This is a genomic window from Paraburkholderia oxyphila NBRC 105797, from assembly GCF_000685075.1.
In the GTDB taxonomy this organism is placed as follows: Bacteria; Pseudomonadota; Gammaproteobacteria; order Burkholderiales; family Burkholderiaceae; genus Paraburkholderia; species Paraburkholderia oxyphila.
In genome coordinates, this window is the sequence record NZ_BAYD01000117.1 from 20,154 (window position 1) to 31,551 (window position 11,398).

11 protein-coding genes are annotated in these 11,398 nt (G+C 66.9%); 6 read left to right on the forward strand and 5 right to left on the reverse strand.

What is annotated here, in order from left to right; genetic code table 11:
* Nucleotides 1–88 precede the first annotated feature (88 nt).
* From BO1_RS40800 to BO1_RS54890, 3 genes are all read left to right on the forward strand, one after another.
* Nucleotides 89–742, forward strand: a complete 654-nt coding sequence (locus tag BO1_RS40800; protein WP_028222498.1) for a YqiJ family protein — start codon at nucleotides 89–91, stop codon at nucleotides 740–742.
* Between the two features lie 68 nt (nucleotides 743–810).
* Nucleotides 811–2,550 (forward strand): flotillin family protein, encoded by a 1,740-nt coding sequence (locus BO1_RS54885; RefSeq protein ID WP_084688674.1) that lies wholly within the window; start codon nucleotides 811–813, stop codon nucleotides 2,548–2,550.
* Between the two features lie 10 nt (nucleotides 2,551–2,560).
* On the forward strand, nucleotides 2,561–2,953 hold the full coding sequence (locus BO1_RS54890; protein WP_156992689.1) for a hypothetical protein: 393 nt from the start codon (nucleotides 2,561–2,563) through the stop codon (nucleotides 2,951–2,953).
* On the opposite strand, the gene BO1_RS40815 is transcribed toward BO1_RS54890, so the two are convergent.
* Complete coding sequence (locus tag BO1_RS40815) at nucleotides 2,950–3,309, reverse strand: glyoxalase superfamily protein (RefSeq protein WP_028222499.1); 360 nt, start codon at nucleotides 3,307–3,309, stop codon at nucleotides 2,950–2,952. The two genes, BO1_RS54890 and BO1_RS40815, sit on opposite strands and share 4 nt — an antisense overlap.
* A gap of 197 nt (nucleotides 3,310–3,506) precedes the next feature.
* On the opposite strand from BO1_RS40815, the gene BO1_RS40820 reads away from it, so the two are divergent.
* Nucleotides 3,507–4,811 (forward strand): tyrosine-type recombinase/integrase, encoded by a 1,305-nt coding sequence (locus BO1_RS40820; RefSeq protein ID WP_028222500.1) that lies wholly within the window; start codon nucleotides 3,507–3,509, stop codon nucleotides 4,809–4,811.
* A gap of 19 nt (nucleotides 4,812–4,830) precedes the next feature.
* On the opposite strand, the gene BO1_RS40825 is transcribed toward BO1_RS40820, so the two are convergent.
* Nucleotides 4,831–5,703, reverse strand: coding sequence for a LysR family transcriptional regulator (locus BO1_RS40825; protein WP_028222501.1), 873 nt, complete (start codon nucleotides 5,701–5,703; stop codon nucleotides 4,831–4,833).
* A 163-nt stretch (nucleotides 5,704–5,866) separates the two neighbouring features.
* On the opposite strand from BO1_RS40825, the gene BO1_RS40830 reads away from it, so the two are divergent.
* Complete coding sequence (locus BO1_RS40830) at nucleotides 5,867–7,390, forward strand: MFS transporter (RefSeq protein ID WP_084688678.1); 1,524 nt, start codon at nucleotides 5,867–5,869, stop codon at nucleotides 7,388–7,390.
* On the opposite strand, the gene BO1_RS54895 is transcribed toward BO1_RS40830, so the two are convergent.
* Nucleotides 7,296–8,261 carry a helix-turn-helix transcriptional regulator gene (locus BO1_RS54895; RefSeq protein ID WP_084688676.1) on the reverse strand — a complete coding sequence of 322 codons (966 nt, stop codon included), beginning with the start codon at nucleotides 8,259–8,261 and terminating at the stop codon, nucleotides 7,296–7,298. The genes BO1_RS40830 and BO1_RS54895 overlap by 95 nt on opposite strands.
* Before the next feature lie 94 nt (nucleotides 8,262–8,355).
* Here BO1_RS54895 and BO1_RS40840 point away from each other — a divergent pair, with 94 nt between their 5' ends.
* Nucleotides 8,356–9,255 (forward strand): SDR family oxidoreductase, encoded by a 900-nt coding sequence (locus BO1_RS40840; RefSeq protein ID WP_028222503.1) that lies wholly within the window; start codon nucleotides 8,356–8,358, stop codon nucleotides 9,253–9,255.
* A gap of 365 nt (nucleotides 9,256–9,620) precedes the next feature.
* Here the strand turns inward: BO1_RS40840 and BO1_RS54900 are convergent, their stop codons facing one another.
* Nucleotides 9,621–9,863, reverse strand: coding sequence for a hypothetical protein (locus tag BO1_RS54900; protein ID WP_043288691.1), 243 nt, complete (start codon nucleotides 9,861–9,863; stop codon nucleotides 9,621–9,623).
* Between the two features lie 81 nt (nucleotides 9,864–9,944).
* Nucleotides 9,945–11,398, reverse strand: a 1,454-nt coding sequence (locus BO1_RS54905) for an AI-2E family transporter (RefSeq protein WP_043288692.1), incomplete at its 5' end; no start/stop codon positions are given.

Consider the following 11,398-nt stretch of genomic DNA (forward strand, 5'->3'; position numbering starts at 1 on the left):
ACATCGAGTGTGCAGATAAAACATCCCGCATAATTCATGGATTCGATATAGACTCGAACCTGAATATCGCTGAGATAGAAAACAACTCATGACCTCATTGCTGCAACCGGGATATGCGCCATTCATAATGGCAATCGGGATAATGATCGCAGTCGGCGTGCTGGAAGGCCTCACGCTGTTGTTCGGCTTCAGCGTAACCGGGCACGCGGGCAATTTCATTGAACACCACTTCGAGATCGATCACACGGGAGCCGGTGCCGAAACAGGAGTCGTCGCGCAGTTTCTGGGCTGGCTGCATATCGGCCGGGTGCCGTTTCTGATCCTGCTCGTTCTCTTCCTCACGGGGTTCGCGGTTGCAGGCCTGTTGCTGCAGTCGATCATGCAGGCGCTGCTCCACTTCATGCTGCCGCCCTGGCTCGCCGCCTGCCTGGCACTGCCCCTGTCCTTGCTGTTCGTTCGCAAGACGGGTAAGCCAATCGGCCGTCTCGTGCCGCAGGAGGAATCGAGCGCGCTATCGGAAATCGACTTTATCGGCCGGGCGGTGCGCATTGTTACGGGGCAAGCTTCGCAAGGCAATCCGGCCGAGGCGCGCTTCGTCGATGAATTCGGTCAGGCACATTATGTTCGCATCGAGCCGGACGATGCAGGGCAGGTATTTGTACGCGGGCAAACGGTATTGATCGTCGCCCGCGTCTCGGGATCGTTGTTTCGGGCCATCAAGAGTCCGCGTCACGATGGATGAAGCGCGGCCGGCGGCGTATGCACGCCGGATTTCGTTGTTGCCATTTACGTTGAGAGTCGAATCAAGCAATGGATACGATCATATTCTGGGGGGCCATCGGATTGGCGGTGGTCGTCGGGCTGTGCCTGATCGGGCTGATCTTCGCGCGCCTGTATGTGCGGGCGTCGGCCGAGCGGGCGTTTGTGCGCACGGGCCTGGGCGGCCAGCGGGTCATCATGAGCGGCGGCGCCGTCGTGCTGCCGGTGTTCCATGAGGTCATTCCGATCAACATGAACACGCTGAAGCTGGAAGTCAGCCGCGCCTCGCGTGACAGCCTGATCACGAAGGACCGCATGCGCGTCGACGTCGTGGTCGCGTTCTTCGTGCGCGTCAAGCCCACGGCGGAAGGCGTGTCCACCGCGGCGCAAACGCTGGGCCAACGCACGCTGGCGCCCGAGAATCTGCGCGCGCTCGTCGACGACAAGTTCGTGGATGCGCTGCGTTCGACCGCCGCGCAAATGACGATGCAGGATCTGCAGGACGCCCGCGAAAAATTCGTGCAAGGCGTGCAGAACACGGTCGCCGAGGATCTCACCAAGAACGGGCTGGAACTCGAAAGCGTTTCGCTCACCAACTTCAACCAGACCTCCAAGGAGTATTTCGATCCGAACAACGCGTTCGACGCGGAAGGTCTCACGAAGCTCACGCAGGAAACCGAGCGCCGCCGCAAGGAGCGCAATGAGGTCGAGCAGGATACCGAAGTTTCCGTGCGCGAAAAGAACCGCGACGCGCTTGCGAAGCGGCTCGAGATCGAGCAGCAGGAATCCTTCATGAAGCTCGATCAGGAGCAGCAGGTGAAGACGCGCGCTGCGGAGCAGAGCGCGCGCATTACCGCATTCGAGGCGGAGCGCCACCAGGAAGCCGAGCAAAGCCGCATTGTCGCGGAGCGTCAGGTGCAGGAGTCGGAGATCGAACGCGAGCAGGCGGTGCGTTCGCGCAAGGTGGAAGCCGAGCGCGAAGTTCGCGTGAAGGAAATCGAGCAGGCCAAGGTCACGCAGATCGCCGAGCAGGAAAAGGCGATCATCATCGCGCAGAAGTCCGAGGCGCAGTCTCAGGCACAGGCGCGCGCCAACGAGTCGCTTGCCGAGGCCGTGAAAGCGGAGCAGCTCGTCGAAACCACGCGCCGCACGGCGGAAGCCGACCGCGCCAAGCAGGTCGCCCTGATCGAAGCGGCGCAGGAAGCCGAGACGAATGCCGTGCACATCACGACCAAGGCGCGGGCCGAACGCGAGGCCGCGCAGATGCAGGCCACCGCGATCGTCGAACTGGCAGAGGCCGAGCGCAAGAAGGGGCTGGCCGAGGCCGAGGCGCAGCGCGCGCTGAATGACGCGATCAATACGCTGTCGTCGGATCAGACCAGCCTGAAGTTCAAACTGGCCTTGTTGCAGGCGCTGCCGGCGATCATCGAGCAGACGGTCGAGCCGATGAAGTCGATCGACGGCATCAAGATCATCCAGGTCGACGGACTGAACCGTCAGGGCGCATCGTCTGCCGATGGCGCGCCAGGCGCAGGCGGCGGGGCCGGTGGCGGCAATCTCGCCGAGCAAGCAATGTCGGCGGCGCTGTCGTATCGAGCGCACGCGCCGCTCGTTGATTCGCTGCTCAAGGAAATCGGCCTGGCGGGAGATTCGCTGCAGTCGATGCTGCCGGGCGTGACGGGTACACCGTCCGTCTCTTCCGCGTCCGGCAAACCGCTTCGGGTCGCTGGCGAGACGCGCTCAACCCCTGGTACGGGCGATGAGCACTCCGCGATCAATGGCGCGGCGTGAGGCAGCATAAATGAATCCGCGGCGCGTGCATCGCCTGATGCTGCAACGTTTCCCGCAAGTCGATATCGCGCGCCGCGACTGGACCCACATCATGGGACGCGACGGCGTCCGTCGAGACGCCCTCTCCGGGATCCTGGACGCCTGGCTCGATGCCCGATGGCTGCTCGTCCAGGCGCACCGCAAGCTGGGCGACTATCTGCCCCGAGACCTGGCCATCGCCTTTATCTGCGAGCACGCTGGCCTCGGTCGAGGCGGTTTTATGCGGGTGACTGACCGGAATTTCACGGCCTGCGTGGTCATTGCACAGAATGGTGTCGCGACGGGGTGGCGCCCAGATGTCTCATCAGAGCTCGACCTCGCCGACACGTTGCATTCGGCGTCCGCGCCGCAATCCCCAACCTAACTCAGCTCGCAAAAGCGCAGCATATTCCCGAACGGATCGGCGATCTGCATCTGGCGGCCCCATGGCATCTCCTCGATGCCGGGCCGCGCATAAGCGTAATGCTTCGCGGAAAGCTCGCGATGGAACCCGTCGATATCCTCAACCGGTAAAAAGAGCGCGGTGCCCGGCGTACCGTCGCCATGATGCTCGCTCAGATGCAGGACCAGCGCATCGCGATGCACCTGCACGTAAAGCGGCAAGTCCGGCTCGAAGCGATGCTCCCAATCGGCTTTGAAGCCCAGAAAGTCGATATAGAACGCATACGCTTTCTCCACCGAGAACATGCGCAGAATCGGAATGGGGGCAAGCAGTTTCATCGCGAAGCGCCAAAGGGTGAGGTCAAGCCCGCGCCGGGCGGCGCGGGTATGCGCGATTATCGCCGTTGGCGGCATTTCGCGGCGCGCGGTTGCCGCGCTATAGTCCCCACCTGAAGTGCACTTGCACTTCGGCGCCGCATCGACACACCCGCGCTTGAGCGCATCTCCGCTCTATCGCACCGCCGCACTGACTGCCCATGCAAACCGCTCTCCTCGCTCCGCGCCCGCTCGACGCGCTCGAACTTCCCGCCGATCTCGACGGCCGTGACGGCGCGAACCGCGCGCACGGACGCATGCAGATCGCGGCGGCGAACGACCTCGACGCCATCCGTGCGTGGCTCGCGCGCGTCGCGGACTCGAAGGCGACCTTCGAGACCTATCGCAAGGAGGCGGAGCGACTGCTCCTCTGGTCGATCGTGCAGCTCGGCAAACCGCTTTCGTCGCTCACGCACGAGGATCTGGTCGCGTATCAGCACTTTCTCGCCGATCCCCAGCCCGCCGCGCGCTGGGTCGCGGGCGGCGGGCGCAAGCACGCACGCGACGACGCGCGCTGGCGGCCCTTCTACGGCCCGCTCTCCGCGGCCAGCCAGCGCCAGGCCATGGTGATCCTCAACGCGCTGTTCTCCTGGCTCGTGAGCGCCGGCTATCTCGCGGGCAATCCGCTGTCGCTCTCGCGTCAGCGTTCGCGCCGCGCGCCGCCACGCATCACGCGCTATCTCGAACGCGAGCTCTGGGAGGACGTGAAGGCCTACGTCGAGAGCCTGCCGCGCGAAAGCGAGCGGCAGCGCGAACGCCACGCTCGCACGCGCTGGCTCCTCACGCTGCTTTATCTGGGCGGCCTGCGCATCTCCGAAGTCGGCACGAACACGATGGGCGACTTCTTCGCGCGCCGCGACGGCGCGGGTGCGCAGCGCTGGTGGCTGGACGTGCTCGGCAAGGGCGAGAAACGGCGGCTCGTGCCCGCCACCGCCGAGATGATGGCGGAGCTCGCGCGCTATCGCCGCGAACGCGGTCTGCCCGCGCTGCCCGCGCCGCAAGAAACGACGCCGCTCGTGCTGCCGCTCGGCGAGTCGACGAAGCCGCTCACACGCGCGGCGCTGCATACCATCGTCAAGGCAATCTTCGCGGGGGCCGCGCAACGTCTGCGCGAGGCTGCTGCGCGCGAAGCGCAGGCCGATGGAGCAGCCGACGCCGAACACGCGATGCAAGCGGCCAATGACGTAGCCGATACGGAACGTGCAACGCAAGCCGCCACGCGAGCGCAAGCACAAGCGTCAACCCGTGCCGCCGCCAGCGCGGCGCGTGCGGCCCGGCTCGAAAGCGCGTCGGCGCACTGGTTGCGGCACAGCGCGGGTTCGCATATGGCGGACGGCGACGTCGACCTGCGACTCGTGCGCGACAACCTCGGCCATGCCTCGCTCAGCACGACGAGCCTTTATCTGCACAGCGACGACGACCATCGTCATCGCGAAACCGAAGAGAAGCACCGCATCGACTGGTGAACGCGCGGCCACGCGCGCTTCAGACCAGCAACTGCCGCGAGAGCACCTCGCGCGCCTGGCTGACCGTCTCGCGCTCGCCCGGCAGCGGCGGCGTGAGCGAGAACACCGCCTCCGGCAACGCGGGCAAGCGGTGCCGCGCGCCCAGCTTGACGAGTCCGTCCGTGATTGCCGACGCGCACAGGCAGCCCACGCCCAGCCCCGCCGCGAGCATCGACTGCAGGCCCGCCACGCCCGAAGCGCTATGCACCATCACATACGCGCGGCCCTGTTCCTCGAGCGAGCGCACCGCCACCTGATGCAGCATGCAGTCGCCCGGCAGCAGCACGAGCGGTAGCGGATCGGGCAGCGCTTCGGCGAGTGCGGGAGACGCGACCCATTGAAGCGGCTCGCGGCGCAGAACCCAGCGCGCCTCGCCTTGCACCGGCCGGAACGGCCCGAGCGACATGTTCATCACCACGCCCAGATCGATCTGGCACCTCGCGTGCGCCTGCTCGATCTCGGTGCTCTTCATCGTGCTCACGTGCAGGCTCAACTGCGGATAGCACTCGCGCAGGCGCGCGAGCATGCCCGCCACTTCGTTGGTGCGGAAGTAATCGGTGATGGCCACGCGCAGCTCGCCCTTGATCGCCTGGCCGCGCACTTCGTCGAAGGCGGCCTCGTTGAGCGCCACGATGCGCCGCGCGTGCTCGAGCAAGCGCGTGCCGGCGGGCGTGGGCTCCACGCCGCGCTTGCTGCGCACGAATAGCGGCACACCCGCGCGCGCCTCGAGCTTGCGCATCTGCTCGCTGACGGTGGACTGCGAGAGGTGCAGCGACGGCGCGGCCGCCGTGAGGCTGCCCGCCTCGGCCACCACCGTGAAAGTCCGCAACTGGTCGAGTTCGAAGCCGCGCATGGTGCTCACCTATCCATCGAGTAACTCGATGGATAGTACCACCTATTCCCGCTTTTCCGCTTGACGCACCGGGCAGACAATGACGCTTCGAATGGTGCACTGCGTCACCTGTATCCGCTCCGTGCAGGGCGCTACGATCCAGCCCTATTTTTACAGGTTCACCATGACTGACGATACTCTCGCCGCCGAGCCGCGCGTCTTGTCTCCCGCGGCGACTACGTCTGCAGCACCGCCCCCGGCTCAATCCGGGCCCACGATTCCTGGCACGCCCACGCGTGCCGACGCGCGCCGTCATGGCGGCTGGGCACTCGTGGTCCTGCTGATCGGCGCGATCCTGCCGCCGCTCGACTACTTCATCGTGAATCTCGCGCTTCCCGCGATCCACGAAGGCCTCGCGGCCAGTTCCTCTCAGCTCGAGCTGGTGGTCTCCGCCTACGCGTGCGCCAACGCCGTGGCACAGATCACGGGCGGACGACTCGGCGATCTCTACGGCCGCAAGCGCATGTTCATGATCGGCATGGCGGGCTTCGTGCTCGCCTCCACGCTCTGCGGGCTCGCAGCGAGCGGCACGATGCTGGTGGCGGGACGCATCCTCCAGGGCCTCTTCGCGGCGGTGCTGGCGCCCCAGGTGCTGGCGACGATCCGCAGCGTCTATACGCCCCACGAGCAGGTGCGCGTGATGGGCCTCTACGGCTTCGTGTTCGGCGTCGCGGCGGTCGTCGGCCAGCTCGGCGGCGGCGCGCTCATCAGCCTCCATCCGTTCGGCCTCGGCTGGCGCGCGATCTTCCTCGTCAATTTGCCGATCGGCGTGCTCGCCCTCATTGGCAGCTGGCGCTTCATTCCCGAGAGCCGCCCGCCGCGCGGCGCGCGTATCGACGTACCGGGCACGCTGCTGCTCTCGCTGTTCCTGCTGATGCTCGTCTATCCGCTCACGCGCGGACGCGAAGAGGGTTGGCCCGCGTGGATGCTGCTGTGCCTCGCGGCCGCGCTGCCCATGCTCGGACTGCTGCTGCGCGTGCAAACGCGCAGCCTCGCGGCCGGCCGCGACCCGCTGCTCGACGTGCGGCTCCTGCGCAATCCGGTCGTGTTGCTGGGGCTCGCGCTCGCGTTCCTGTTCTACATGCTGAGCGCGTTCTTCCTCACTTGCGGCATCTTTTTGCAAAGCGGTCTGCAGTGGTCGCCGCTCGCCTCGGGGTTCGCAATCCTGCCGTTCGGGCTGGGCTTTCTATCGAGCCCGCTCATCACGCCGCGCCTTGTCTTCCGCCTCGGCGGCTATCGCGTACTGACGCTCGGCTTCGCGCTCATCGCGCTCGGTCTTGGAACGGCGGCGGCGCTTGCGAACCGTGTGGCGCCGGGGCCGGGCTTCTACCTCGGACTCGCGGCAATGGGGATCGGCCAGGGACTCGTGCTGCCCTCCGTGGTGCGCATCGTCCTGGCGGAAGTCGATCCCGCGCGCGCGGGCGTGGCCTCCGGCATGGTCACGGCGACGCTGCAGATCGGCGCGGCGGTGGGTGCCGCGACGCTCGGCGGCGTGTTCTTCGCGCGGCTCGGCCTGCATCCCGGCGCGGCCGATTACGTCGCCGGGTTCAGGATCACGATGTTCGCGCTCGTTGCGATTCTTTGCGCTTGCCTGGCGCTCTCGATGGCGCTCGGGCCGATGCACCGGCGCTTGCATGGGCTGGGGTAGCGGTGCCGGATTCCTGGAACCGCGTTTGTTCGTCCGTCGCCGGCTGCGATTGAAGCGCCGACTCGATCTTCTCGCGATCTTCCGCAGTCGCGGGGTTGTAGACAACCATGCTGAGGTCCGGCCGCCCATCCACTGCAAACGCCGAGTATTCGAACGAAAGCGGGCCCAGATGCGGGTGCCGGATGCGTTTGACGCCTTCGCCGTGGGCCTGGACATTGTTGTCGCGCCACATCGCCTCGAACTCGGGGCTCAGTCGGCCAAGCTCGTCGACGAGATCGCTCACTGCCGTCGTCGCGCCCGCGCGGGCCACATCGACCCGGAAGGCGCCCACGATGAAGCGCGCCACGCTCTCCCAGTCGTATTGCAGGTCGCGCGCAAACGGGTCGAGGAACATGAAGCGCAGGACGTTGCGCTGCGCCGGAGGAATCGCGCCGTAGTCGATGAGCATCACCGTGGCCGCCCGGTTCCAGGCCACCACGTCCCAGGTCGCCGTGCGAATGAGCGCGGGGCTCGGGTTCAATGCGTCGAGCACGCGCTGGAGCCTGGGCGTGACGCCCTCGTTCTTGCGGTAGTGGACTTCGGGCGGCCGCCCGAGGCCGAGCAGAAAAAGATGCTCGCGCTCGACTTCCGTCAGCATCAGCGCGCCCGCGATGCGCTCGAGCACGTCGGCCGAAGGCGCGCCGCCGCGGCCCTGCTCGAGCCACGTATACCAGGCAGTGCTGATATTGGCCCGCTGGGCCACTTCCTCGCGGCGCAGACCGGGCGTGCGGCGGCGCTTCGACGAATAGCCAAAGGCCGCCGGATCGAGCTTCGTGCGGCGATCCTTCAGCCAGGCGCCCAGCAGGTCGCTGCTTTCGAGATTTTCGCTCATCGTGGTAGTTTTTATAACACGATAATGTCACGACTTTACCACGATAACGCGCGGGTCGATATTCGTCCCAGGCGAAAACCTGGAGATCGATATCATGCGTGTATTCGTGACTGGTGCAACGGGTTGGGTGGGCTCGGCGGTCGTCAAGGATCTGCTGGCGGCGGGCCATCAGGTGCTGGGGCTCGCGCGTTCGGACGAGGGGGCGCGGAGTCTGGCCGCGGCCGGCGCGCAGGTTCTGCGCGGCTCGCTCGACGACCTGGAGAGCCTGAGGCAAGGCGCGGCTCAGACGGACGGTGTGATCCACACCGCGTTCAACCACGACTTTTCGAAGCTCGCGGAAAATTGCGAGCAAGAGCGGCGCGCCATCGAGGCGATCGGCGCTGAGCTGGTGGGTTCGGACCGGCCATTCATCGTCTCGTCCGGCGTGGCGCTGCTGGCGCCTGGCCGGGTTTCGACCGAGGACGAGCCGCCGCACCCACCTGTCGCATCGTTCCCCCGCGCGCCGGAAACCCTGGCCGCGCCGTTCGCGGCACGCGGCGTGCGCGTGACGGCCATCCGCCTCGCGCCGACGGTGCACGGCCTCGGCGATCACGGCTTCGTGCCCCGCCTGATCGGCATCGCGCGCGAGAAAGGCGTTTCCGCCTATGCCGGCGACGGCAGCAACCGCTGGCCGGCGGTGCACCGGCTCGACGCCGCCCGCGTGTACCGGCTCGCGCTCGAGCGCGGCGCCGAAGGCGGCCCCTTTCATGCCGTTGCTGAGGAGGGCGTGCCGTTCAGGCAAATCGCCGAGATCATCGGCCGCCGGCTGAATCTTCCGGTGGTCGCCCTCGCACCCGAAGAGGCCGCCGGACATTTTGGCTGGTTCGCGCGCTTCGCGGCTATCGATTGCCCCAGCTCCAGCGAGCGCACCCGCTCGACTCTCGGCTGGCAGCCGCAGCAGCCCACGCTCCTCGCGGACCTCGACCAGCCCGGATATTTCGCTCCGGCGCCTTAGGGCCGAATCGGCCGGTCAGCCAGCACGCCAATCCTGGAACGAGGCAGGCGATCCATGCAGCAGCGATGCCGCGTCTTTCGCGGCCAACGTTTGCATCCAGGGTTGCCGAGAACGGGTTTGTCCGCATTCAACGCGGCGCGCGGGCGGCCGTTAATCAGGTCATGGAGCAACGCAGCGGGCCAGATGACTTGCAGGCCCGCTCGCCGAGCGCCATACCCTGTCCCCGTTCATTCTGGGACCATGCAGAGTCGAAGTTATGCGCGCCGGTGGGCAACTGTCGGCGCATTTTTTTTGCGCGGCGAGGTGTGCGGGCCGGATGACCCAACTCAGACAGGCCAGGTCGTCAATGAACCTCAGCGCGCGCCTCAATGCGCGTCGCAGCTGCTCATGTCCTCGTGCGCGAAGTAAGGGGGCTCGACACGGCCAAGCGCGTCCAGCAGCGAGCGGCCCGCCATCGTGAGCGACGGCAGGCGGTGGCCTTCGCCGCGCTGGACGAGCGCGACGAGCTGGCGTTCAAGCAAGATGTCGAGTTCGTGGCGGTTCATGTCGATCTGCTCCGGCGCGTGGCGGATCAGCATCAGCGTTGCAAACTCGTGAGGGCTCAGCACTTCATGTCTCCTGGCAATGCCGCAACCAGAGGGGCATAGGGCCGCATATGATCGTGCCTCAATGTGACATCCGCGTGACTGTCACATTCTCACATCCGCCTGCGTTTGCACGTGCATCTCCGGCTGGGCCGCGAGCGCCACGCCGCATTCCTCCACGAGGTCGCGCAGCGTGGCGGCGTAGTGCGTGCCGGGATCGTCGGAGAGGCTCGGGCCCTCTTCGCGCCGCACTGCCCTCACGCCCACGATGATCGGCACGGCAGGCGCGCGCTCGCGCAAGCGCCGCACGAGATTGCGCAGGTACGGCGGCGACTCCTGGGCGTCGAGCGACACCACGCAGATCGCGTGCGTCGCTTGCGCGTCCAGCATGGCCCCGCGCGTCGCGCGCATCTCCTCGTAGGTCGTCGCCGTACAGGGGACGTTGCCGCGCGCGAGCAATTGGCAGACGATCGCCACCACCACTTCGTCGAAGGTGCCGCGCCCCGGCACGCACAGCACGAGGCGGCCGTCTTTGTGAATCACCACGGGCGCCTCGTCGCCGCCATCGGCGGACGTGTGCCCGCTCGCGTTGCCGCCGGCGGCATGGCGCGAGTCGTCCACCGACTCCAGATCTTCCACGATGTCGAGCAGCGCCTGATTGATGCGCGCGAGCTGGTCGGCGGGCAGCACGCCGCGCAGCACGTCGTTGCGCGCGAAGCGCAGGCCCTCGAACACCACCTGCTCGTAATAGTCGATGAGCGGCATCTCCACGAGCAGGCGGTCGGCCTGCACCAGGGCCTCATGCGGGTCGTCGGCGAGCAGGCGCTGGTAGCAGGTCTGCGCGGGTGTGAGCGCCGGCTGGTCGCCGAGCAGGATGGTCAGGAAGTTCAGGCGGTCCACGTAACGGCCGAGCGTGACGATGCACAGCGTGAGCGGCGTGGACAGCACCAGCCCGACCGGCCCCCAGAGCCAGGCCCAGAAGATCGCCGCCACCACGACCGCGAGCGGCGAAAGGCCCGCGCGGCGGCCGTAGAGCATCGGCTCGGCGAACTGCCCCGCCACCACGTCGACGACGATGAAAAAGATCAGCGTCGACACCGCCATGGTCCACTGCGGCTGAATGGCGGCGCCCAGCAGCGTTGCCATGACCGCGGCGATCCAGATGCCGATGTAGGGCACGAAGCGCAGCAACGCCGCGAGCGCCCCGAACAGCAGCGCGCCCGGCACGCCGATGCCCGCGAGCCCAATGGCGATCACGCCCCCCACCGAGACGTTCACCCCCAGTTGCGCGACGAAGTAGCGCGAGAGCCGTTCGGAGGCGTCGTTGATGGCCGTGGTGGTGCGGTGCAGGTCGTCGGAGCCGAACACGCTGATGAGCCGGTCGCGCAGGTCCTCGCGCTGGAACAGGATGAAGATGGTCACCACGAGCACGATGAAGCCCGTTTCGAGCGGCGCGATGGCCGGCGCGAACGCCCGGCGCGCGAGCTGCAGCGGCGTGGGCGCGGGCGTGTGGACCTCGACGGGCATCGGCTGCTGCGGCTGGTTGCGCGCGGCGCGCC

Excerpts from the sequence above, each read along its gene's own strand:
- BO1_RS40840 (WP_028222503.1), top strand. The coding sequence starts at position 8,356 with ATGCGTGTATTCGTGACTGGTGCAACGGGTTGGGTGGGCTCGGCGGTC.
- BO1_RS40800 (WP_028222498.1), top strand. The coding sequence starts at position 89 with ATGACCTCATTGCTGCAACCGGGATATGCGCCATTCATAATGGCAATC.
- BO1_RS54885 (WP_084688674.1), top strand. The coding sequence starts at position 811 with ATGGATACGATCATATTCTGGGGGGCCATCGGATTGGCGGTGGTCGTC.
- BO1_RS40830 (WP_084688678.1), top strand. The coding sequence starts at position 5,867 with ATGACTGACGATACTCTCGCCGCCGAGCCGCGCGTCTTGTCTCCCGCG.
- BO1_RS40815 (WP_028222499.1), bottom strand. The coding sequence starts at position 3,309 with ATGAAACTGCTTGCCCCCATTCCGATTCTGCGCATGTTCTCGGTGGAG.
- BO1_RS40820 (WP_028222500.1), top strand. The coding sequence starts at position 3,507 with ATGCAAACCGCTCTCCTCGCTCCGCGCCCGCTCGACGCGCTCGAACTT.
- BO1_RS54890 (WP_156992689.1), top strand. The coding sequence starts at position 2,561 with ATGAATCCGCGGCGCGTGCATCGCCTGATGCTGCAACGTTTCCCGCAA.
- BO1_RS54895 (WP_084688676.1), bottom strand. The coding sequence starts at position 8,261 with ATGAGCGAAAATCTCGAAAGCAGCGACCTGCTGGGCGCCTGGCTGAAG.
- BO1_RS40825 (WP_028222501.1), bottom strand. The coding sequence starts at position 5,703 with ATGCGCGGCTTCGAACTCGACCAGTTGCGGACTTTCACGGTGGTGGCC.